The sequence below is a fragment of the Mucilaginibacter sp. PAMC 26640 genome (assembly GCA_001596135.1).
Taxonomy (GTDB): Bacteria; Bacteroidota; Bacteroidia; order Sphingobacteriales; family Sphingobacteriaceae; genus Mucilaginibacter.
The window spans coordinates 1,460,060-1,483,308 of the sequence record CP014773.1 but is presented as its reverse complement, the minus strand read 5'-3'; the positions used below and the strand labels follow the sequence as shown (position 1 = coordinate 1,483,308).

Annotated in this window: 17 protein-coding genes, 1 tRNA gene and 1 pseudogene; 12 read left to right on the top strand and 7 right to left on the bottom strand. The window is 43.6% G+C overall.

The annotated features are described in order from the left end of the window. Positions 1-10: 10 nt before the first annotated feature. Positions 11-3,193: a SusC/RagA family TonB-linked outer membrane protein gene (locus tag A0256_06390; protein AMR34449.1), complete on the bottom strand. Its 3,183-nt coding sequence runs from the start codon at positions 3,191-3,193 to the stop codon at positions 11-13. A gap of 512 nt (positions 3,194-3,705) precedes the next feature. On the opposite strand from A0256_06390, the gene A0256_06385 reads away from it, so the two are divergent. Continuing rightward, on the top strand, positions 3,706-4,620 hold the full coding sequence (locus tag A0256_06385; protein ID AMR31076.1) for a beta-glucanase: 915 nt from the start codon (positions 3,706-3,708) through the stop codon (positions 4,618-4,620). A gap of 83 nt (positions 4,621-4,703) precedes the next feature. Here the strand turns inward: A0256_06385 and A0256_06380 are convergent, their stop codons facing one another. After that, on the bottom strand, positions 4,704-5,843 hold the full coding sequence (locus A0256_06380) for a beta-glucanase (GenBank protein ID AMR31075.1): 1,140 nt from the start codon (positions 5,841-5,843) through the stop codon (positions 4,704-4,706). A gap of 394 nt (positions 5,844-6,237) precedes the next feature. Here A0256_06380 and A0256_06375 point away from each other — a divergent pair. From A0256_06375 to A0256_06335, 9 genes and pseudogenes are all read left to right on the top strand, one after another. Next, a pseudogene (locus A0256_06375) lies at positions 6,238-7,221 on the top strand (hypothetical protein). Positions 7,222-7,280: 59 nt separating this feature from the next. Then, positions 7,281-8,084, top strand: coding sequence for an acylneuraminate cytidylyltransferase (locus A0256_06370; protein AMR31074.1), 804 nt, complete (start codon positions 7,281-7,283; stop codon positions 8,082-8,084). Between the two features lie 9 nt (positions 8,085-8,093). Then, entirely contained in the window at positions 8,094-8,942 is an 849-nt protein-coding gene (locus tag A0256_06365) for a transketolase (protein ID AMR31073.1), read from the top strand. Beyond that, complete coding sequence (locus A0256_06360; GenBank protein ID AMR31072.1) at positions 8,942-9,877, top strand: transketolase; 936 nt, start codon at positions 8,942-8,944, stop codon at positions 9,875-9,877. Before A0256_06365 ends, A0256_06360 begins: the two co-directional genes overlap by 1 nt. 4 nt (positions 9,878-9,881) lie before the next feature. Continuing rightward, positions 9,882-11,222, top strand: a complete 1,341-nt coding sequence (locus A0256_06355) for an aminotransferase class III (protein ID AMR31071.1) — start codon at positions 9,882-9,884, stop codon at positions 11,220-11,222. Beyond that, complete coding sequence (locus A0256_06350; protein ID AMR31070.1) at positions 11,222-12,025, top strand: short-chain dehydrogenase; 804 nt, start codon at positions 11,222-11,224, stop codon at positions 12,023-12,025. Before A0256_06355 ends, A0256_06350 begins: the two co-directional genes overlap by 1 nt. Before the next feature lie 527 nt (positions 12,026-12,552). Then, entirely contained in the window at positions 12,553-13,479 is a 927-nt protein-coding gene (locus A0256_06345) for an N-acetylneuraminate synthase (GenBank protein ID AMR34448.1), read from the top strand. Continuing rightward, positions 13,479-14,360 (top strand): fatty acid hydroxylase, encoded by an 882-nt coding sequence (locus tag A0256_06340; protein AMR31069.1) that lies wholly within the window; start codon positions 13,479-13,481, stop codon positions 14,358-14,360. Before A0256_06345 ends, A0256_06340 begins: the two co-directional genes overlap by 1 nt. 50 nt (positions 14,361-14,410) lie before the next feature. Then, positions 14,411-14,785 (top strand): hypothetical protein, encoded by a 375-nt coding sequence (locus A0256_06335; GenBank protein ID AMR31068.1) that lies wholly within the window; start codon positions 14,411-14,413, stop codon positions 14,783-14,785. A gap of 163 nt (positions 14,786-14,948) precedes the next feature. Here A0256_06335 and A0256_06330 read toward each other — a convergent pair. Together A0256_06330 and A0256_06325 are read right to left on the bottom strand one after the other, a co-directional pair. Beyond that, a tRNA-Arg gene (locus A0256_06330) sits at positions 14,949-15,023 on the bottom strand. 112 nt (positions 15,024-15,135) lie between these two features. After that, positions 15,136-17,208: a methionine--tRNA ligase gene (locus A0256_06325; protein ID AMR31067.1), complete on the bottom strand. Its 2,073-nt coding sequence runs from the start codon at positions 17,206-17,208 to the stop codon at positions 15,136-15,138. Between the two features lie 587 nt (positions 17,209-17,795). On the opposite strand from A0256_06325, the gene A0256_06320 reads away from it, so the two are divergent. Beyond that, positions 17,796-18,713, top strand: coding sequence for an LD-carboxypeptidase (locus tag A0256_06320; protein ID AMR31066.1), 918 nt, complete (start codon positions 17,796-17,798; stop codon positions 18,711-18,713). 19 nt (positions 18,714-18,732) lie between these two features. After that, positions 18,733-19,140, top strand: a complete 408-nt coding sequence (locus tag A0256_06315; protein ID AMR31065.1) for a DoxX family protein — start codon at positions 18,733-18,735, stop codon at positions 19,138-19,140. Positions 19,141-19,340: 200 nt separating this feature from the next. Here the strand turns inward: A0256_06315 and A0256_06310 are convergent, their stop codons facing one another. The 3 genes from A0256_06310 to A0256_06300 all read right to left on the bottom strand — a co-directional run bounded on the left by A0256_06310 (position 19,341) and on the right by A0256_06300 (position 23,245). Then, positions 19,341-20,273, bottom strand: coding sequence for a hypothetical protein (locus tag A0256_06310; GenBank protein ID AMR31064.1), 933 nt, complete (start codon positions 20,271-20,273; stop codon positions 19,341-19,343). A gap of 525 nt (positions 20,274-20,798) precedes the next feature. Then, a complete protein-coding gene (locus tag A0256_06305; GenBank protein AMR31063.1) occupies positions 20,799-21,719 on the bottom strand; it encodes a hypothetical protein in 921 nt (306 codons plus the stop codon). Positions 21,720-21,781: 62 nt separating this feature from the next. Beyond that, a complete protein-coding gene (locus tag A0256_06300) occupies positions 21,782-23,245 on the bottom strand; it encodes a hypothetical protein (protein AMR31062.1) in 1,464 nt (487 codons plus the stop codon). Positions 23,246-23,249: the final 4 nt, after the last annotated feature.

Here is a 23,249-nt window from a genome sequence, read left to right as displayed (position 1 = left end):
ATTATGATGATTAAAATGTAGCATTAACACCTACCGATAATACGCGCTGCTGATAATAGTTGGTATTACTTCCGCTGTTTTCAGGGTCAATAATTTCTCTTGTGCCAGGTAACCAGGTAAATACGTTTTGCCCGGCAACGTAGATGCGGAGCGACTGGATCTTGTTCTTCAATACCTTATTAGATACGGTGTAACCTAACTCGAAACTTTTTAAACGAACGTAAGCCGCGTTCCTCATAAACCAACTTGAAAACTGCGTATTATTTGACGTAGGGGTACCGGTTACCCTTGGATATAAAGCATTTGGCGTAGCAGGTGTCCAGTGGTCATCATAAACAAGTTGAGACACGGAGCCAGATGCGTTGAATGGAAATGCAAAATAGTTATTGATTCCAAAATCGCTATTTCCCGAACCTTGAAATAACACATCAACATCAAAGTTTTTGTAAGAAATCCGGGGCTCCAAACCATAGATAATTTCCGGTGTTTGAGGATGACCAATAACAGTTTGGTCATTTGCATCGATCTTGCCGTCAGGTGTTCCGTTTGGCCCACTTAAATCCGCATACTGAAGATCGCCTGCTTTTACAGCTCCAAATGATGGAACCGGTATACCCGCTTTTAGAGAGCCGTCTGCGTTAAAATCATCAGCTTTGAAATAGCCCAGTGCCTGGTAACCAAATGGTGTACCAATAGGTCTGCCGGTTTGCCTTCTGTTAGGATTATTGGCAGTTGCATTTGTTTCGTAAACTTGTAATAGTTTGTTTCTGGCAAATGTAAAGGTTCCGGTAACATCCAGCCTCAATCCGTTAGAAAAACTATGGCCGCTTTGTAGCGTAAGTTCCACACCATGATTGCTCATAATACCACCGTTAACCAGGCCAGTACCAATACCATATTCGCCAGGCAATGTATTACCTATGCTAACAAGCATGTTAGCTCTTTTCTCATAAAAATAATCAGCCTCTATGCTTAAAGCGCCTTTCCATAATGTTGCCTCGAAGCCTATATCAGTTTTAGTAGCTTTTTCCCAGGTAATTTCAGGGTTTCCCTGCAGAGATTCGTTGATGCCTTGTGTAGCACTGCCATTTAAAACAGCAGAATTTGCATAAGGGTTATATGGGCTTAAATACTGGTAGGTAAGGATGCTACCGTTAGACCTTGGATAAGCACCAGACTGGCCCCACGATGCTCTTAATTTAAGATTATCAACAAATGTTAGGTTATCTTTAATAAACTTTTCTTCAGAAAGCCTCCAACCGGCAGAAAACGCCGGGAAAAACCCATATCTGTGTCCAGGACCAAATAAATAGCTACCATCATATCTACCTGCAGCTTCTAACAAATATTTGTTATCATAAGTGTAGCCAACCCGGTATACATAACCAATTTGCTTTTGTCCATTAGAATACCCACTATTGGTCGCATCTGCAGCTGCCGGCCCGCCATAATTCAACTCATCTATATCTAGATTATAGTTAAATTTGGTGGCACCAAATGTAGCATATTTAACCCTGCGGCTTTCTACTACAGCTAATGCACTGATGTCGCTTTTTCCAAGTTTAAGGGCATACGTTAATAAGCCTTGAATTGTTAGTGAGTGATTTTGGCTATAGGATTCTGTAAATGTTGCTTTGGAGTTACCCTGGATACCTTCTTTGTAGGTGTATGGGGTGGTAGTTACATCAACATTGTAAAAAGGTATTGGAGTTGAGTACGTACGCTGAAAAGACGTTTGGTTTCCGGTGAATAACGGATCAGGACCATTATCGTAACTTAATACTCCCTTTACACTTAAACCTTTTATAGGTAATTTCTGATCTATCGTAAACTGGGAGAGAACTGCTGTATTCTCGTTAATTTGATAGCCGCTATGGTAGATTTCACCAATAAGAGACTGGCCAATGTAGCCAGACCATAAGCCATTGCTGTAATAAATTGGCGTAGTTGGAGCCTGGCGTTGGGCCTGCCCAATAATAGTACCTGCACTTTGTGAAGGAAAGTTTTGATCTTCAACGTAGCTATTAACAGATAAAGATACAACAGTACTTTTTGTAGCGTTTGCCGTAATATTTAACGAGCCGTTGTATTTGTTTAAATACGTTGTACTCCACATACCATCCTGGTGATTGTAGCCCAAAGCTGCAAAATATTTAACATTTTCTGTACCACCAGATAAAGTAACGTTATGGTAGGTAATAGGCCTGTTAGGCATAATGATTTCATCCAACGGATGACCGTCCGGATGTCCGTCTGGATCAGAACGGTCTTTAAATTTCTGAATGTCATCAGCCGTGTAAGCAGCAGGTTGGCCATCGTTGGCGTTTGCCTCGTTACGCAAAAGCGCATACTGGTACGAACCGATAAACTTTGGTACCTTAGTAGGATTTTGGATACCGTAATAACCATTATAGGTTAGTGTTGGCTTGCCAATTTTCCCTCTCTTAGTAGTTACTAAAATTACACCGTTTGCACCGGCTACACCGTAGGGCGCAACAGCCGCAGCATCTTTCAAGATCGATATGGTTTCTACCGTACTTGGATCTAATCGGCTGAAATCGCGTGGAACACCATCAACAATCAGCAATGGAGAACTTCCGCCTGTTGAACCGATACCCCTGATCTGGATATTTGAGCCATCATAGCCCGGCTCACCACTACCCTGGGTAACAATTAAACCAGCGGCGCGGCCTACCAAGCTGTTGGTTAAGTTTACAACTGGTTTTTTGGCAATTTCGTTAGTTTTTATGGTAGATACCGCCGCAGTGGTAGATGTTTTCTTTTGGGTACCGTAGCCCACTACGATCACCTCGTTTAGGTTTTTACCTGAAGGCTGCATGCGTACCGTAATAGCAGTTTGACCCGCTACCGGAATTGTAATGGTTTCGTAACCGATGTAGGAGATCACCAACACGGCATCATCCGGAACGGTTACACTGAAAACACCGTTTACATCCGTTACGGCGCCCTGGTTGGTGCCCTTGATTAAAATGGATGCACCGACAACGGTTTCGCCCGTTACTTTATCGAGCACCTTACCTTTTACAGTGATTGGCGGCAGCGGCGTTGAAACACCGGGAAATGTATGTAATTCGTGCAAAAAAGCCGCTCCTGAATTATCAGCATAAGATATGTTTGATAATAAGAGCATCCCCGTTACTAAAATAAGGAGGCTTTTAAAGTTTTTCTGCAAGAATGATTTTTGAAGTAAAATGTATTGCATAATTGGGTCTGGTTAAAATTTAAAAATTACAGCGCATTGCTAAGCTTTGTTGTGCTTTCGGGAGGAATGTTTCAGTCTTTTTTTTATTCATTGGCTTAATTAGGTTTATATAGTATGTTAATTGGTAGTACTAGTCAAATCAATTTCAAGCACAGCCTACCTAAACCGCAACCAATGTTGAAGCAAAGTAAATTGTAGCCGATATAGTATCGTTTACCGAAACTATCAGACCGGCCTAAGCCGCTAAAGAAATTTTTATTCTATTAAGTTTATAACTGTTGACAATACACTTATTCGTTAATGCCATTGTTGGAAACTAATTAAAGGATATTTCATTTTACACAAGGGGGGTAAAACAATAATTTTCGGGGGTAAAAACAGCTATTTTGGGCATAAATAGGGTCAAGTGACAAGTAATGAGTAAAAATTGCTTGTTTTATATTTTAATTTAGTGACCTTTCTGACCTAAAAACCTTTTAGATATGCCTGATTGTTTTGCTACTTTAAACCCTAAAAACCTACAGATTTTTTGCCTGTGCATCCTGGTGTTTTTTGCATCTGATCTACAATCGCTCGGTCAGTCGAAAACACCCGTGGATGTTTATAAATTAGTTTGGGCGGATGAATTTAATACAGCCGGAGCACCCGATTCTGCCAGTTGGAATTTTGAAAAGGGATTTCAACGTAATCATGAACTGCAATGGTACCAGGAACAAAATGCTCGCTGCCAAAACGGATATCTTACTATAAAGGCGCAAAGAGTACATTTACCAAACCCTGCCTACAGCGCAGGTAGTTCTGATTGGAAGACAAAAGATTCACTTATTACCTATACTTCATCGAGTCTCAATAGTTCCGGGCTTCATAGCTGGCAATACGGGCGCTTTGTGATGCGCGCCAAGATACCTACAGAAAAAGGGTTATGGCCAGCGTTTTGGACGCTTGGCGTAAGCGGGCAATGGCCCTCCAACGGGGAAATTGATATTATGGAATTTTATAAGAATAAGCTATTAGCCAATATTGCCTGCGGCACGGGCACCGCTTACAAAGCGTTGTGGTACAGTAAAACCAAGGACCTAGCCACCTTTAAAGATAAAAAATGGAAAGATAGGTTCCATATTTGGCGCATGGATTGGGACGCCGAAGCGATAAGCTTGTTTGTAGATGATGAACTGTTGAACCGTGTACCGCTCAAAGATCTTGTAAACCGGGATGGCAGCAACATCAATCCTTTTAAACAGCCGCATTATATTTTATTAAATCTGGCTGTAGGTGGCGACAACGGTGGAGACCCGGCTTTAACTTCATTCCCAAAAGAATACATGATCGATTATGTAAGGGTGTATCAGAAAAAGGAAAATAACCAACTTGGGTCAACGGATTCGGGTAAAAGATAACCGACTTTACGATTGAATGGATATCAGATAATCATAAGGCCGTATCGCTGATAACGACCAGGCCTTATGATTAATTTAAAATTCTATTTCTGTTTAAAAACACTCAGATCCCATTTTTCTGCCCAATTTATTTCGATCTCGTCACCTTTGAAGGTAACAGGCAACCATAAGTACCGCCCGTCAATCGCATCCTTAGGTGCCCACTTATCAGCCATAAATATAAACGCATCTTTTATACCAGCCACCGGCAACACATAGGTGCTTTGGCCACCAAACGTGATTTCTGAACCGGCGCCTTTGCAGGGATTGCCGTGATAGGTCCAGGGGCCATAAATAGATTTAGCCGTAAACCACCGCGCAGGGTTCGGATCCCAACCGGTAGTGCCCGAACCAATCAGGTAATAAATTCCTTTACGTTTAAATATTGCCGGTGCTTCAGTTTGATGCCCGGCATAAACCCTTGCAAATTTGCCGGTATGGGCGGTATAATTAGCATCCAGTTCGGCAATATCCAGCGTGAAATTCTCTTCCGCAGAGAAAATATGATAGGCTTTACCGTCGTCATCCACAAACACATTCATATCACGCGCCATTTGGCCGCCCGGCAGGTCACGGCAAAAAAAGCCTTCGCTTTTGTCTTTAGGAACAGCACAATTCACTTGATCGGCATCGGTACTACCCGCCGGATAAAAAGGCATAAACCCGGCGTTGGGGCGATAGCTTTTGACAAATGTGTAGGGGCCTGTGACCTTATCACTTGTGGCCAAGCCAGTGCGGGCGGCTTTATAACCCTGCCCTAACAATTCCAGGTGGAACCACATTACGTACTTTCTGGTTTTTGCATTGTAAACCACCTTGGGGCGTTCCAGGATGCAGCCTTTCGCGATATCGCTGGTAGCATCGGCCGATACCGGCAAGGCAATACCTTCATCTTTCCAGTTGTACAAATCTTTTGACGAGTAGCAATGTACACCTACCATAGCACGGTTCCCAGCATCCCCGGCTATTTTATGTTCTCCAAACCAATAATATCTGCCCTTATCAAAAAGTAAGCCGCCGCCATGGGCATTGATGTGCACGCCATTATTATCCGGCCAGATATCGCCAGGTGTAAAAGAGATTGCTTTGACAGATTGCCCCCGCTGTGCAGTTGAAATGAGCGGAATAGAAATAGCCGTCAAACAGAATAAAATAAACCAATGTGGTAGCTGTTTAATTTTCATATAGTATTTAATCAAATGTTGGGGGTTGTTATTGCTAACCGTGATTAACAATTATGTGCTCGAAATAAGGCTTATTATTTATAAGCCATGAGGGGTAAACCAGTAAAATGAAGGGGTATTTAAAGGGCATTGCGTTAAAAAATCGCAATTGTAGTTTACGGGCAACACACCCAACTTAATTTTTTGGGCGGTTGATTTCAACAAAATGGTAGTTTACCGGAAGATTCTATTAATCTCTTTTTAAGAATAAATTAAGTTAAACCTAACAATGCGGGCGCTTTACTAAGCATACATTTTGCCCGCATTAAATCTTCGTGAAGTTTGCTGATTGTGTAAAACATAAGCTAACCCATTGTTTAAGTTTGACAAACACTGGCAAATTGCCTTGAGTTTTATGAAGAAGATTTTATTCATCACAGGCTCTATTAACCAAACCTCACAAATGCACCAGATAGCCGATGAGCTACCTGGGTTTGACTGTTGGTTTAGCCAGGTTTTTACTGACACCGCCTCTACAAAATTTTTGATTAAATACACCGGACTTTTAAATGGCACCGTTCTTACCGGGCAGTTTAAAGAAAACTCAGAAAAATATCTCAGTGATCACGGTTTGCAGATAGATTATGGCGCAAGGCTTAATCAATATGACTTGGTGGTGTATTGTTCAGATATGCTGATTCCGCACCGAATGCGACATTACAAAACAGTGTGGGTGCAGGAAGGCATGACCGATAAGCAAACTTTAGCCACACGTATAGTTAAAGCCCTGGGCCTGCCTCCCTGGTTTACGGGCAACACGTCATTGAATGGCGCATCGAACCTTTGTGATATATACTGCGCTGCATCTGCAGGTTATAAAAGCTTTTTTGCAAAAGGCGGCACTGCGTTAGAAAAAATTGTAGTTACCGGCATGCCTAACTATGATGATTTACAAAAATCTGTCAAAAACAATTTCCCGCATCAGGGCTACGTGATGGTTGCTACCACTGACATGCGTGAAACCCTTCGTTATGAAAATCGACCTGCATTTATCCGTGCAGCAGTGAAAATTGCGGATGGCAGGCAACTACTTTTTAAACTCCACCCTAATGAAAATGTAAAGCGCGCCAAAAAGGAAATTGAAAAACATGCGCCGGATGGTACGCTGATATTTTCTAACGGTAGCACCAACGAAATGATTGCAAACTGCTGTGAGTTGGTCACACAATATTCAACTGTTGTTTATACCGGTATCGCATTGGGGAAAAAGGTGTATTCGTGGTTTAATGTAGATGAACTGAAAAAGCTTATGCCAATACAGAATAATGGCCTATCGGCAAGAAACATTGCCAATATCTGCCGGCAATATGCTTTACATACCGGAGATAAAAAAACCTTTTGTTTATCGCAGCCAGCTGAAGAAAAAATATCTGTACCGCAAATTGAATTGGTTACGGCATGAACATCGCATCGAACATCGTAATTGTTGTACAGGCGCGGATGTCGTCGACAAGATTGCCCGGCAAGGTGATGATGCCCGTATTAGGTAAAACCCTGTTAGCAAGAATGGTGGAACGCTTACAACAGTCGGGTTATCCAGCCACCATTGTCATAGCGATACCTGATGCGATTGAAGATAATATCATTGAACAGGAGGTGCATCGGTTGGGGCTCCAATGCTTCCGGGGCAATATGAATAACTTGCTGGACAGGCACTACCGGGCCGCCAAAGCCTTTAATGCTGATGTTGTATTAAAAATTCCGTCAGATTGCCCGTTAATTGATCCAAAGGCGATCGATCAGTCGCTCGGTTATTTTTTTGCTAATAATTACGACTTTGTAAGTAACCTGCACCCGGCAACCTGGCCCGATGGCAACGATGTTGAGATCATGACGATGCCTTGCCTTGAAAAAACATGGCATGAAGCATCTTCAAAATTGGAGTTGGAGCATACCACTCCATATATCTGGGAAAACACTCAAAAATTCAGCATAGGTAATGTAGCGTGGGCCACGGGTTTTGACTATTCCATGAGTCACCGTTTTACCATTGATTACCCGGAAGACTATGAGTTTATCACCCGTATATACGAAGAATTGCACCCTGCTAACCCTAATTTTTCTTGCGAAGACATATTACTGCTACTAGCTGCCAAGCCTGAGCTATTTAACATCAATAAAAAATATGCCGGTGTTAACTGGTACCGGCACCATCTAAATGAGCTTAAAACAGTATCGGCAGCACAAACCAAACTGGCCTAAAAAAGAGAGATGAACAAACAAGAGCTTGAAAAAACTGCATTAAAAGTACGTGAACACATAGTACGCTTGTCTACCAATGGCGGCTGCTTTACCGGCGCATCGCTTTCGGCGGTAGACCTGATCGTATACCTGTACACGAACTTTCTAAACATCAACTCGGGTAATTTAAACGATGAAAACCGCGATTACCTTTTTTTATCAAAAGGGCACGATGTCCCGGCCTTATACGGCACATTAGCCGAATTAGGTATTCTGGAAAAAGAGCGCCTGGCTAATCATCTTACCACCAATGATCACATTTATTGGCATCCCAACACGCATATCCCGGGTATAGAATTTCATTCCGGATCCCTTGGGCACTTACCATCAGTTGCTATAGGTGTTGCCATGGATATAAAAATGCGTAAAGGCAGTAACAACGTAGTTTGCATTTTAGGTGATGGCGAACTCAATGAAGGCTCCTGTTGGGAAGCGGTTTTGGTTGCAAATGCCTATGAACTGGATAACCTTGTGTTTGTAATTGACCGCAACCAATTCCAGGCGAACGTGCGTACAGAAGAATTGATCCCATTAGAGCCACTGCATAATAAATTCACCGCGTTCGGGGCCGCGGTTACCCGGATCAACGGGCATGATTTTGATGAATTGCACAAAGCATTTTCCCGCTTTCCGTTCGGCAAGGGCCGCTTAAATGTATTAATAGCTGATACCATTCGTGGCAAAGGCCTGCCAAGTATACAGGAGCGTGCCGATAGATGGTTCTGCAATTTCACCCCCAATGAAGTACAACAATTACTTGAAGAGCTGCACGGCAACAATAACACTGAATTAACCTCTGAAACCTTAATTGTAAGATAATGACTTACGAAGAACTTCTAACAGCCATTGCCAGCGCCAATGAACAAGTGGTTGTAATGACTGCTGAGAACCGCGCGTTGGTACGCAACCTTCCGGGTATTTTGGGTAACCGCTTTATTGATACCGGCATAACAGAACAAACTTTGGTAGGTGCAGCCGCAGGCCTTGCCTTGCGCGGACGCATCCCTGTGGTGCACGCACTTGCATCATTTTTAACGATGCGTGCTTTTGAATTTGTACGTACTGATGCTGGCATACCTAATCTGCCTTTAAAACTCAGTGGTTTTATACCGGGCTTTTTGTCGGATGCTAACGGACCTACCCACCAGGCTATTGAGGATGTGGCTTTAATGCGCGGCATCCCCAACATGACGGTGTTTGCACCCGCAGATGAAGATGACCTGGTAAAAATGCTTCCGTATATCTGGCAATCCGCATCGCCGGCTTATACGCGTATCAATACCCGTAAGACCGATTATATACATGCCGAATTTGCATTAGGTAAAGCGGAAGTGATTAGCGAGGGTAGTGATGTCACTATTCTGACTTACGGCCTTTTGTTTGAACAAGCCTTGATCGCCAGGGAAATACTATTGGCTGAGGGAATGTCTGTAGGCCTGGTAAATATGCGCAGTTTGAAACCGGTTGACGGATCAGCAATATTAAAAGCTTCGCAAAGCGATTTAGTGGTTACACTTGAGGATCATTTTATAACTGGCGGCCTTTACACTATTGTTGCAGAAGTGCTGCTAAAACACCAAAAAACCGCCAACGTATTAGCTATCGCACTTAATGAGCGATGGTTTAGGCCTGCCTTATTACCAGCCGTACTGGAGTATGAAGGCTTTACCGGCAAACAGATAGCCGAGCAAATACTGGGCTATCAAACCCAATATAAACAACCCCTGATTTCAACACCACATTTTACAGAATAAAGTTATGGCAAATAAAGTAGCTTTTAACGAGAACTACCCCGACATCAGCCAGTCTGATATATTATATCAAAGGGCACTTAAGGTACAAAAACCTGTTACCCAAACACTGGCTAAAGGTCCGGGCCAATTTACCAGGGGCATAGCGCCTAAATACCTGGTCAAGGGAACAGGATCACATGTATGGGATGTTGACGGAAATGAATATATCGATTTTAACGCGGCCATAGGGCCACTGTCTTTGGGATACGCTTATCCCGCAGTTGATGAGGCCATTAAAGCCCAATTAACAAACGGTATCACCTTTTCACTAATGCACCCCCTTGAGGTGGAGTTATCAGAGTTGATACAAAAGGTTATTCCTAATGCCGAAGCTGTAAAAATATCAAAAACCGGTGCCGACGTTTGCTCTGCGGCGATCAGGGTTGCGCGTGCTTTTACTAAGCGCGATAAAGTTTTTTGCTGCGGATATCATGGCTGGCATGACTGGTACATCGGGATCACCAGCCGTAACGCAGGTATTCCTGAAGCAATTCAGGAGATGACTTATACTTTTGAGTACAATGATATTAAGGCAGTGAAAGCCGCACTTGATGAAACTGTTGCAGCTTTAATACTTGAGCCCTTTATTTTTGAAACACCAAAACCCGGCTACCTGCAGGAACTGGCCGATGTATGTAAGGCCAACGGTACGCTACTGATATTTGACGAAATGTGGACCGGTTTCCGTATTGCTATTGGTGGCGCCCAAGAATACTTTGGTGTGAAGCCTGACTTGGCTGTTTACTCAAAAGCATGCGCTAATGGAATGCCCTTGGCATTATTAACAGGCCGTGCCGATGTAATGGAACTATTTAATACGGAGGTATTTAGTTACACAACTTTTGGTGGTGAGGCGCTTTCTATGGCAGCTTGTATCGCCACAATAAATGAACTGATTGATTGTGATGTTCCAAAATATCTTGATGAAAAAGGGGCTTTTTTAAAAGATGGTTATAACAGCATTGCAATAGAACTGGGTATGGATCAATACACCCGCTGTGTAGGTTACAACTGCCGCACCATGGTGACCTTTACTCCTGAAGCAGGTAACGGCCTGGAACTAAAAACACTGATGCAGCAGGAGATGATTAAACGAGGCATCCTTTGGGCTGGTTTTCATAACGTGTGCTTTAGCCATAGTCTGGACGATATTAATTACACTTTATCTGCTTATCGCGATGTGTTGCCGATATTAAAAGAAGCCATTTTGGGCGGTAATATTAAATCGTATCTGAAGGGCGAAATACTCGAAACCGTATTTCGAAAGGTGAGCAACTATAATATCAAGCCTAAGGCGGTAATGTAATGGAATTATTCAGCTTGAAAGGCAAAACAGCCATTATAACGGGGGCACTGGGGCTTATCGGCCGCAAGCATTGCGAGGCGCTGGCAATGGCCGGAGCAAATGTGGTAGTTGCAGATATCAACGAGCAAAAAGCGCAGGAATACGCTAAACAGCTTGGCACAAAACACTTAGGTGTTTTATTGGACGTGACAGTTAAAGCGTCTGTTAAGGCTGCATTGACTATAATACTGAGCCGATATCAAGCTATTGACATCCTGGTTAACAATGCCGCCATTAACGACATGTTCGAGAACCCGGCATTGGCCAAAGAGTTATCTGCATTTGAGAACTACCCGCTTGAAGCTTTTCAACGTTCAATGGATGTTAACGTTACCGGCGTATTTTTATGTGCGCAGGTTTTTGGCGCACAAATGGCCAAACAAAGCCGCGGCAGCATTATCAACGTAGCATCAACCTATGGCATAGTTGGCCCCGACCAAACTATTTACCGCAATGCTGAGGGCGAACAGACTTTTTATAAATCTGCCGCTTACCCGGTTACTAAAGGTGCAGTGATCAATTTCACCCGTTTTCTGGCCGCTTATTGGGGTAATAAAGGTGTCAGAGTAAATACGTTGTCACCCGGAGGAGTTGAAAACGGCCAAGACAAATTTTTCATTCAAAATTATTCATCAAAAACTTTATTGGGCCGCATGGCTACCGCTGACGATTACCAGGGCGCCTTAATATTCCTGGCCAGCGATGCATCGGCTTATATGACCGGCGCCAACCTGGTGGTTGACGGTGGATGGACAGCTATTTAAAACCCTAAAACATGAAAGACCTATTACAACAAAAAGCAGTTCGCATTAAGCTACTAATAACTGATTGCGATGGTGTACTAACCGATGGTGGTGTATATTACGGTGAGGACGGCGAATCCCTGAAAAAGTTCAACATCCGCGATGGCATGGGTGTTGAGCGCCTGCGTAAACTGGCATTGGTAGATACCGCGATTATTACCGGCGAAAAATCACCGTCAGTGATTAAACGCGCCGAAAAATTAAACATCACTGAGCTTCACCTTTTTGTAAAAGATAAACCAGCTGTGCTGGCGGGCATCATCCAAAAACTAAGCTTAAAACCAGATGAGGTGGCTTATATAGGCGATGATTATAACGACGCAGAGATAATGAAACTGGTAGGACTGGCTGCCTGCCCGGCGGACGCGTTACCCGGCATCAAAGCTATTGCGGACTATATTTGCCATATCAAAAGCGGTGAAGGCTGTTTCCGCGAGTTTGCGGAACTGATCATTGAAGCGAAAGAGGCCTTCGTGCCAGCCGGCTCTATGAAAAATGGCGTTGTTACTTTGCGTAATGGCCGTAATATTGGCGATGGTGCCCCTTGCTACATCATAGCCGAAATCGGTATAAACCATAACGGATCGCTTGAAATTACAAAAAAATTGATAGATGAAGCCGTAACTGCCGGTGCGGATGCCGTAAAGTTTCAAAAACGTACCCCTGAAATCTGTGTACCTAAAGATCAATGGGAAATAATGCGAGACACCCCGTGGGGACGTATGTCATACATAGACTATAAACGCAAAACAGAATTTGGGGTGGCCGAATATGCTACAATCGACCAATATTGTAAAAAAGCGGGCATCGATTGGTTTGTTTCAGCATGGGACGTCCCTTCGGTTGATTTTATGGAACAGTTTGATACAATTATATATAAACTAGCTTCCGCGTCATTAACCGATTATAAGCTGATAGCACGGATTTTAAAAACGGGCCGTCCGCTGATGCTGTCGACAGGTATGTCTACCATGAAAGAGATAGAAAATGCCATGGCGTTTATAAATGATTACGATTCGGCTTACCCTTTATTTGTGGCACACGCTACGTCGGCATACCCGTGCCGGCCCGAAGAATTGAATTTGAAAATGATCGAAACGCTTGGTAATAAATTCCCGGGAGTACCAATCGGCTATTCGGGCCATGAAACAGGCTTGGCTACTACCATAAGTGCAGTTGCAATGGGAGCCACATTTGTAGAGCGCCACTTTACGCTTGACCGTGCCATGTGGGGATCAGACCACGCGGCTTCTGTAGAGCCACAGGGCCTGCAACGTTTGGTACGCGATATCCGTGATGTGGAAACAGCTATTGGCGACGGCATCAAAAAAGTGTATGAGTCTGAACTATCGCCTATGAGAAGGCTGCGCGTAAATATCAGCGAGGAGTTTAAAGAAAAGACACCACTTAGCTAATGCCGCAAGAGAACATTGTAACCATTACCACTATAATACTCTTTAATTGTGCAACTATTTTAATTGCATGGGAAAGAATTCTGCCTTACCGTAAAGGCCTTCCTTTTTTCAGGGAGGGCTTTTGGGTTGATTTGGTTTGGTATACCATTATTCAAAGTTACTTTTTAAAGATCCTGATCTTTGATTATCTCATTTCGCCGTTAAGCCAACATTTGGATTTTTCGAAGATCCAGTTTGTAAGTCATTGGCCGGTAATCGTGCAAGTTTTGTTCTTTCTGTTTACGCATGATTTATACATTTACCTTTTCCATCGCTTCCAGCACTCAAATAAGCTATTCTGGCGCATTCATGAAGCGCATCATTCTGGTAAACAGGTGGACTTCTTAGCCGGGTCGCGGTCGCATATTATGGAGATAGTTATCAACCAAACCATAGAGTTCGCGCCCATTATCTTGTTAGGTGCGGCACCTGAAGTGATACCGATAAAGGCTTTGCTCGACGCCGTTTTTGGAATGTTCATCCACGCCAATATTCGTGTGAACCTGGGTAAGTTTAAATATTTTTTCAATACGCCACAACTACATTTATGGCATCATGCCAATTACCAAGAAGTATTTCACGCTAACTTCTCTACCAAATTTTCCGTTTGGGATTATCTTTTCGGAACAATTTATGATCCCCATCATGCTCCCGGTAACAGACCTGAAAATTGGGGGCTACCGTATTCTTACCCACGTGATTATTTTTTACAGCATGCGTTTTCTGTCAGGCGATTTGATGAACAGAAGTTACTAACATACCGGTGGTTTAAATGGTATTATGAACTTCGGCCTTATTGTATGGAAAAAATAAGCAAACTCAGACGTAAACAACACATTTAGTAACCCGTTGGTGGGTCACTAAACAATTATAATTATTAACAATTAATACTGTGGCCTGGATATATTTAATTATAGCTGCTGCCTGTGAAACAGCATGGACGTTTTCGTTAAAGCTCATGAAGTTTAACGACCTTATAAAACTGAACGGCAGTACTGCGTTTAATTTAAGCGTGAGCCTGCCTATCATTTTACCATTTGCTGGTTATATTGTATTTGGTATTATCAACGTCTATTTTTTTTCGCAGGCAGTTAAGCAACTACCTATGGCCATGGCCTTTGCCGTGTGGACAGCCATTAGTCTCACATTTATTAAACTAGCAGAGATGTTTTTTTTAAAGCAGTCGATTTCCCTACCCGAAGCTTTGTTCATACTACTAATCATGATAGGCATTGCAGGGCTAAAATATTACGCGCCGGCACAGTGATCAAATTACGAAAAAGGGGCAATGGTGGAATACTGGATTTCATCAAGTTTTAGGGAACCCTCTTACTCCAAATTAGAAGCATTTAAAGAATAAACTACAGATCCGCATCTAACTTGTTTTAATTTATGTAAAAAGCCCCTCATGTTAGCATGAGAGGCTTTTTTTGTGGTCCCGACGAGAATCGAACTCATATCTAGAGTTTAGGAAACTCCTATTCTATCCGTTGAACTACGGGACCTGTTAACGTGCAAACGCGTGGAAATGCAGATCTGCAAATTGAATTGCAAAGGTGCAAATTATACCTCATTTGTCAAAGCCATTTGTGCATCATCTGCAACGCTCCACATTTACTATCTTATGCCCGATCCGTTTGGCATTTCATCAGCAGCGGTTACAAAGCTTAGCTTGCCCTCAGCATCTTCTGCCATCAGGATCATTCCCTGTGAAAGGATACCTTTAATCTCGCGCGGTTCCAGGTTTACCAGGATGCTTACTTTTTTACCGATGATGCCTTCCGGTTCGTATTGCTCCGCCAGGCCAGATACCACAGTGCGCTGATCTATTCCGGTATCGACCGTCAATTTTAACAATTTTTTAGTTTTGGCAACCTTCTCGGCCGTTAAAATCGTACCGGTACGGATGTCCATTGTAGCGAAGGTATCAAACGTGATGTTGCTTTTTGCCGGTGTTACTTTTACTTCTACAGGCACAACGGCTGCTTTCTTTTTGTCCGCTAGTTTTTGAATTTGGGCATCCATCGCCTCATCCTCCACCTTCTCAAACAATAAGGCGGCAGGATTCAGTTGATGTCCATTTGCAAACGTGAGTTGTTCATTAAAAGCCACATTATCAACGCCCAGGTTTAGCATATTGAAGATCTTTTTAGCGGTGGCGGGTAGAAATGGCTGCAGGCAGGTAGCTAAGTGGCCAATCAATACCAGGTTGTTGTGCAAGGCAGTTTTGGCCGCTTCAGGATTATTTTTAATTGTTTTCCAGGGCTCTTGCTCAGTAAGGTAACGATTGCCCAAACGGGCAATATCCATTACATTCTGCATGGCCGCGCGGAAACGATAACTCTCCAGGTTTTTCCCCAGCTCGCCATAATGCACGCCGAGTTCAGCCTCCAATTTAGCATCGGTTAATTTAAGAGCAGCATTTTCGCTTTCTATCTTCCCTTCATAGTATTTATGCATCAGGATCATTACCCGGTTAACGTAGTTACCTAAAATGGCCACCAGCTCGTTATTTACACGGGCCTGGTAATCTTTCCAGGTAAATTCGCTGTCGCTGGTTTCCGGGAGAATGGATGTGAGCACATAGCGCAACTCATCCTGCTTACCCGGAAATTCTTCCAGGTATTCGTGCAGCCAAACAGCGTGGTTGCGGGAAGTAGATAGTTTATCACCCTCCAGGTTCAAAAACTCGTTCGCTGGCACATTTTGCGGCAGAATATAGTCGCCGTGGGCCTTTAATATCGCCGGGAAAATGATACAATGAAACACAATATTATCCTTACCAATAAAGTGCATCAGGCAGGCATCGTCTTCGGTATTAGCTTGCTTTTTCCAGTATTGCTGCCAGTCTTTACCGTTATCAATAGCCCATTGTTTGGTGGCCGAGATATACCCTATCGGGGCATCCATCCAAACGTAAAGCTTTTTGCCTTTCGCTTCTGCCAGGGGTACATCAATACCCCAATCCAGGTCGCGGGTCATGGAGCGGGGCTGCAGGCCCGATTTTAACCAGGAGCGGCACTGCCCAAATACATTCACCTTCCACTCTCCTTCTTTCTCGTCTATCCATTTTTCCAGCCAGGGCTGGTATTTGTCCAGGGGCAGGTACCAGTGTTTGGTAGGTTTTAGCACGGGCTTTTTACTGCTCAGGGTAGATATCGGGTCGATCAGATCCGTTGGGTTGAGTGAGGTGCCGCAGTTTTCGCACTGGTCGCCGTAAGCGCGGTCGTAGCTGCAAACGGGGCAGGTACCGGTAATGTAGCGGTCGGCGAGGAACTGGTCGAAATCTTCATCGTAGTATTGCTCCGAGAATTTCTCAATGAACTCGCCTTTTTCGTATAAATTCAGGAAAAACTCCTGTGAAAGATCATGGTGAATAGCAGATGAGGTGCGGTGATAGATATCAAATGAGATCCCGAATTCTTCAAAGCTGTCTTTGATTTGTTTGTGATACTTATCGATGATAGCCGTTGGGGTAGTATTTTCCTTTTTAGCTTTTATAGTGATTGCTGCGCCATGCTCGTCGGATCCGCAAATGTATACCACATCCTTTTTCATCAACCGCAAGTAGCGCACAAATATATCTGCAGGCAAATACGCACCGGCCAGGTGGCCTATGTGCAGCGGACCGTTTGCATAAGGCAAAGCCGAGGTAATGGTGTATCTTTTATACTTATTAAGTTGCGACATTAAACGGGGATGTTTATTATTTCGCAAAGATAAGTTTTTAGTCGGGAAGTTGGGAGCGGTTGGGGAAGTCCGAAAATGCGATGACGGGAAGCAAGGAAAAAAAGGAAGTCGCCGCGCGAAAGGCTGAGATATAAAATTCTTAAAAAACGCCGCGTGTTCCACTTCGTGATAGTGGAACACGCAAATCTCGTTTATAACTGACTGTCAGCGCTTTATACGATTAACCTGGAACAGATTGGAACATCCCTGATCTTTAATTAAACCCCGTAATTAATTAAATGTCAGACACTTATTCAATATTTAGATAGTTCAAAAAAGCAAAGTGGAACACGCTGGTGGAACAAGTTGGAACAAAAACTTCCCTGTGTCGTCCTGACAAAAGTTGACACTGTTGATGGTTAATCCTGTTATAGGTTTACATTTTAATTTTACTCTTGTAAAGGTGTATCGTCCTGCAAATAGTTTAAACTTTTGCTGATCAATCCGGGTTAGCTTTGTATCCCTATCAACACCTTGAACGGAAATTATCAAATCCGCTATACCTGACTTATTTTTTGTTTATTCGCTTTAACAAATCTTACTGACTTATGCGGACTTTCGGACTATCGGACCAAAATCCCCCCTACCTTCAAAAAGGCGATAAAATTGCCATTACCTGCCCGGCTAAAAAGCTGCCCATCCCCATGACGGATGCTATCAATTTGCTGGAAAGCTGGGGCCTTGAGGTGGTTTTGGGCGAAACCGTTAGCGCGGCTCACCACCAGTTTGCGGGCGACGATCATCTAAGGGCTAAAGATCTGCAGCGCTTTATCGACGATGACAGTATCAAAGCCATCATAGCCGCCCGGGGTGGCTACGGCACCATCCGGATGATTGACCTGGTAGATTTCGACCGGTTAAGTACAAATCCTAAATGGCTGGTCGGCTTTAGTGATATTACTTTGCTGCATGCGCATGTAATCGCTAACTACGGGCTGCCTTGTATCCACGGGCAAATGCCGCTCAATATCCCTGATGCCTCCGCTTACTCGCTAGAGACCCTGCGCATGGCCCTGTTTGGGGATGAACTATCTTATCAAATAGCCCCTAACGCACTTAACCGGATGGGTGATGCAAACGGCATGCTCATCGGGGGCAACTTATCCCTGTTAGTGGCCTTAAACGGCTCGGTAAGCGATATGGACTACAGCGGCAAGATCTTGTTCCTGGAGGATGTTGGCGAATACCTGTACGCTATCGACCGGATGCTGCGCTGTTTAAAGCGCGCCGGAAAATTAAAGCAACTGGTGGGGCTTGTTATTGGTAGCTTTTCCGATATGAAGGATAACGAGATCCCCTTCGGTCAAACTATCCCGGAGCTGATCATGGATGTAGTCGGCGAGTACAACTATCCTGTGTGTTTTGATTTCCCGGCGGGGCACGTGCCCAATAACTGCAGCCTGGTTCTGGGTGAGGCAATTAACCTCACGGTGAAACAAGACGGCGCCACTTTAAGTTATCAGTAACAAACCTACAAATATTTTTATGGCATATTTCAGCAGCTTAAACAAGTACCGCGATTTTGGCATCCTCATCGCCCGTATTGGCCTTGGCGCCATGTTTGTTTACCACGGCTATCCAAAGTTGATAGGCGGCCCTGCCGCCTGGGCCGGTTTAGGCGCGTCCACCAGGTACGTAGGGATCCATTTCCTTCCGGTTGTTTGGGGTTTCCTGGCTGCGGTAACCGAAGCTGTTGGCGGTGCGCTGATCATGCTTGGCCTTGCCTTTCGCCCGGTGTGCCTGTTGCTGGTTGTCAACCTTATGGTAGCCGCCGCAATGCACTTCGGCAAGGGCGACGGCATGGACGGCGCAGCACATGCCGTTGAAGACGCGATCATGTTTGTCGGCTTATTCTTTATCGGGCCGGGGAAATATAGCGTGGATAAGAAATAAAAAAGCCCTGTTTGCAGGGCTAAATCATTTCGGCTGTTAATTAACACAAAGCGCGCTATTACGGAACACAAAGCTTTGAATGTGCAAGGCAAGTTAACTCTTTTCACCTTTTGTGGTTCAGGGTAAACCTCACTACCTGAATCTTATTTCCGCTTTTCGTGTCTATTTATGCGCTTTACGTAACTAAAAACTATTTGCGATTAATTTAAAGCATCGCCAAGGCCTTTCAAATAGGCGTCATCGATATCACCGGAGGCTGAGGACATATATTTATTCAGCTTCTCGGCATCGGCAGCAAACAGCTCCTTCAATACTTTCTTTTTGGGGTTAAATTTAACCGGTGCATTGCTTCCATTCGCCATAAAGTAAAAGTAGGTTGGCTCGTAAGAATCGAATTTGTTCCCGGTAGAGGTCATGCCGTTGGTTTGGTAATTGGCTTTCATGTAACGAATGATGATCTGCTTGTAGATCTTATATTTCGCACCATTCGCCAACACTTGCACATAATGGGATGGATCTATCGCGGGTACAAAAGCCAGGGTGTAGGCTTTACCCTTGCTGTCAAACAGGCTTATTTCCATTATGCTTGCACGGGCTACTTTAGTAACACTCTTTTCATCAGTGGTAGAAATAATATCCCCGCCCATCATATCATAATTAAACAGCATAGCCGGATTTTGTACAACAGCACCCTCGGTATTAATAGCGAAACCATGCATCCAGCCTTCAGATAAGTAGCGGTTGCCCTGCACTTCCGTAGTTGCCTGGAAACTGCCCATTACCGTTGACGTACCTGCATCACTGTGCACACTAAAAATATTCCCGCTGTTTGTGGTAGCAACTGCGCCATCCCCGGCCGGCAGTGTAACGTTTACGCCGCCCTCTTTAATAGCGGCCGTGGCTTCGCCATAACCTTTTGCGGTAACCACGAGTTTAGATGCCGGATCGGCCCTGAGCATATAAGAACCATCAGGATCGCTGTAGGTGGCGTAGCTGTGCTGTGCATCTCTTACAAAGGCAAAAGGTACGGGCTTGCCAGCTCCATCAACTACCATACCTTGTACGGCTACCGTTTGGCCGAAAGAAACTCCTGCAAATAAAATTGAGGCAAGTAAAATGTTGATTTTTTTCATGAGTGGTGTGGTTTTGGTTTAAATAAGGCTAAGGTTATAATGATTTTCTCTGTTTAGACGATAAAAGATCTTAAAGGTTTAGTTGGCTTACCAAAATAATAAACTACTGCAACCGACGCCCAAAATTCTTGAAACAATAAACATCACTCTGTTAAAACAGCCGGAAACACTGCAAAACAATATACCCTTTTTCCAACCGCAAATTAAGTTTTTATTTGATTACGCAAAGCTAGTTTGAGCATTACCAAAGTTAAACGAGTAATAAATCAATTCTGAATAACAAGTAAGAAAATAGTTGTGACACGAGGGGGTAAATCTATTACAGGGTGGACCAAAATTGATCAAATCTATCAATTTTCAAATTGACCGGTCACGTGGTCAATATCCACCACTAGCTTCATAATAACTCCAAAAGTATCCCCAGATTATATTTCATTAATATATCCGTTTACACTCCACTCAACAAAAAAGCCGTCTCATATTTCTACAAGACGGCTTTACATTTAATGATCGGTCGGTGACAGACTATTTTTGATACTGATCAAGGTTTGTCCGTGCAGCAGAACCAAATACGGAGTAGCTAAACCCACCCTTAAACAAGGCAAGAGCTTCCGTGAATGTATACTGTTTCTCAACATAGTCTACAATGAAAGCTGGAACAGTAACCGAGATAGGGGTTGACTGAACCGCTAAAATGTCCTTCACATCATCCGGATTTACAACAATAGAAAACTGCGAGTAAGTTGCACCAGCACCTGTACCCGTTTTAGTAAACGACACGCGATATCTGATTGTCCCGGTGAAATACCCGCCCGCAACTTCAAATTGGCGAGGAGTGTTTGGTATAAATACTGCCGTATGCCCTTCACCAAAGCCATAGTTACCAGCTGCTGGTGTTCTTGTGAAAGCGTGATCATACGGGCCGGCAAAATCATTTCCAATCGCATTATAATACTTAATACCAAAGTTACCACTGATCACTTGCCCCTGGGCATCTTTAATAGCAATCGGTAACAGGTAACTTTTAGCAGGATCTAATTTGTTCTTGTAAAAAGTAACCGTAATTATCTGTGTTCGTGTATTCGCAGGAATTACAACCGAAGTTTTGTCCATCACGTAAGAACCGGCTGGAAATGCCTCATAAACAACCGCAGTCTGCAGTTTATTATAGGCGTCGATGTTAGCCTGATCCACACCCAAGGAAACTGTTAAATCTGTGGTAAGTGGCTTTGGTGATGACACGTTAACAGCAAACTGCCGTACAATTGTATCCTTATTCTCGGTTAAAGAACTAACCCCTGAAAGGCCACCCAACGGTATATCAATTGTAGTACCTACCGCGGCAAAGTCTACAAAGTTCTTGTCTTTAAGGCAAGAGCTAAAACTTACCATTGCCAAAAGGCCTAATATAATGGCAAGGTTTTTTATTAATAATCTCTTTTTCATTTTTAATGTTTTAAAATATAAATACTATTGTCAGCATTATGATCACTTACAAAAAGCAATCTTTATGGTTGCCAGAATATTTTTGAAGTAAAGGGATCAATAGTACCTTCGGCACCCACCGCAGCGGAATTTTGCTGATATTCTGAAGTTGGATAGAACACCCGGTTAGGGATGATGTTACCAATTGCTTTAGTATCAATTGACCGTGGAACGCCTGCCGGGAAACCGGTTCTTTTAAATTCATTGAAGCCTTCAAAGAAACTGTAACCGTTCATCGCAATATACTTTTGGGTAATAATTGCCTGCAACTTATCTGTAGAAGCTGTCCAGCCTACATTTGCCAGATTTTGGGTATAGTAAGTAGTTGCATCTGCTGCCGTTAAACCAAGGGCAACAAATGAGGCAGTGATGCCGCGTTGATAAAGGTCTTGTGCATCACCTGTGATCCATCCTCTTGTAACTGCTTCAGCCTGTAAAAACAAAGACTGTGCACTACCTAAAAGGACAGCATCCTGGGTTGGGCCTTTTAATAAACCCGGGCCAAAGTTACTAGACTTAGGATTTTGAGGCGCGTTTGGATCACCTAGAACAATACCGCGATAAACATTATCATTAGTTGTTAAAGCATACTCTTTACCCAACCTTGGGTCATTAAAGCCTCTTAACAATTCTAACGCGAAAGCACCGCCGCGTACACTGGTACCAACTGGGTTACCACTGATATCAGTACCGAAGTTTCTCCAGAAAGGGCTTTGCTGTCCTTCGAAACCACTGCCGGTATAACCAGGGTTAGCTGCAACGGTAAAGTCATCTGTAACATAATCGTTGCCTGCTGCTGCTGGTAATGCAGCCTTTGCAGTAGCACCATTGGTTTTACTTTGGCGAATGGCCAGGCGTAAGATCAGCGTATTTGCAAAACGTTTCCATTTAGCCATATCACCTTTAAAAATGATGTCGGATGCACCGGGATCGGTAGCGCTGCCATTGGCATCAATAAGGGCCTTTGCAGCCGTTAATTGAACTACCAGATCGGCGTAAATATCGGCGCCTTTATCGTATTTAGGGAACAGGTAAGTACTCGCCTGGAAAGCCTGGGTATACGGCACATTATTATAAACGTCTACCAGTTGCTGAAAGTCATAAGCCTTCATGATCATGGCGATCGCCTTGAACTTGGCAAAAGCAGGATCGGCGCTGATGACCTCTAAGTTGTTAAAATTCGTTGCATTTCCAAATAAGGTTCCAAAAACATTAAAGTTATCCGTTGTAAACTGGTACTGCTGTAAAGCAGGGCTTGGCACAAAGTTACCGCTTGGGGCTGCGTAGCCAACCCAAATCCCGTACACGTTAAAGCTCAGGTTAGGAATATCTGCCGCAACCTTTTCAGCACCTGACAATGCGAATTGCGGAGTAGTAACCGAAGGTGTGTTTGGATTCACCTCCTGGCTTAGAAAGTCTTTCTTACAACCGGATAATATGGCACCCGTTGCCAGAAAAGCTGCTATGATTGATGTATACTTTTTCATTTTC

What these genes read in the sequence shown, in the direction of transcription:
- A0256_06320 (AMR31066.1), top strand. Translation starts at nt 17,796, where the DNA reads ATGCGGACTTTCGGACTATCGGACCAAAATCCCCCCTACCTTCAAAAA.
- A0256_06380 (AMR31075.1), bottom strand. Translation starts at nt 5,843, where the DNA reads ATGAAAATTAAACAGCTACCACATTGGTTTATTTTATTCTGTTTGACG.
- A0256_06370 (AMR31074.1), top strand. Translation starts at nt 7,281, where the DNA reads ATGAACATCGCATCGAACATCGTAATTGTTGTACAGGCGCGGATGTCG.
- A0256_06315 (AMR31065.1), top strand. Translation starts at nt 18,733, where the DNA reads ATGGCATATTTCAGCAGCTTAAACAAGTACCGCGATTTTGGCATCCTC.
- A0256_06350 (AMR31070.1), top strand. Translation starts at nt 11,222, where the DNA reads ATGGAATTATTCAGCTTGAAAGGCAAAACAGCCATTATAACGGGGGCA.
- A0256_06345 (AMR34448.1), top strand. Translation starts at nt 12,553, where the DNA reads ATGAAAAATGGCGTTGTTACTTTGCGTAATGGCCGTAATATTGGCGAT.
- A0256_06300 (AMR31062.1), bottom strand. Translation starts at nt 23,245, where the DNA reads ATGAAAAAGTATACATCAATCATAGCAGCTTTTCTGGCAACGGGTGCC.
- A0256_06305 (AMR31063.1), bottom strand. Translation starts at nt 21,719, where the DNA reads ATGAAAAAGAGATTATTAATAAAAAACCTTGCCATTATATTAGGCCTT.
- A0256_06355 (AMR31071.1), top strand. Translation starts at nt 9,882, where the DNA reads ATGGCAAATAAAGTAGCTTTTAACGAGAACTACCCCGACATCAGCCAG.
- A0256_06385 (AMR31076.1), top strand. Translation starts at nt 3,706, where the DNA reads ATGCCTGATTGTTTTGCTACTTTAAACCCTAAAAACCTACAGATTTTT.
- A0256_06310 (AMR31064.1), bottom strand. Translation starts at nt 20,273, where the DNA reads ATGAAAAAAATCAACATTTTACTTGCCTCAATTTTATTTGCAGGAGTT.
- A0256_06365 (AMR31073.1), top strand. Translation starts at nt 8,094, where the DNA reads ATGAACAAACAAGAGCTTGAAAAAACTGCATTAAAAGTACGTGAACAC.
- A0256_06340 (AMR31069.1), top strand. Translation starts at nt 13,479, where the DNA reads ATGCCGCAAGAGAACATTGTAACCATTACCACTATAATACTCTTTAAT.
- A0256_06325 (AMR31067.1), bottom strand. Translation starts at nt 17,208, where the DNA reads ATGTCGCAACTTAATAAGTATAAAAGATACACCATTACCTCGGCTTTG.
- A0256_06360 (AMR31072.1), top strand. Translation starts at nt 8,942, where the DNA reads ATGACTTACGAAGAACTTCTAACAGCCATTGCCAGCGCCAATGAACAA.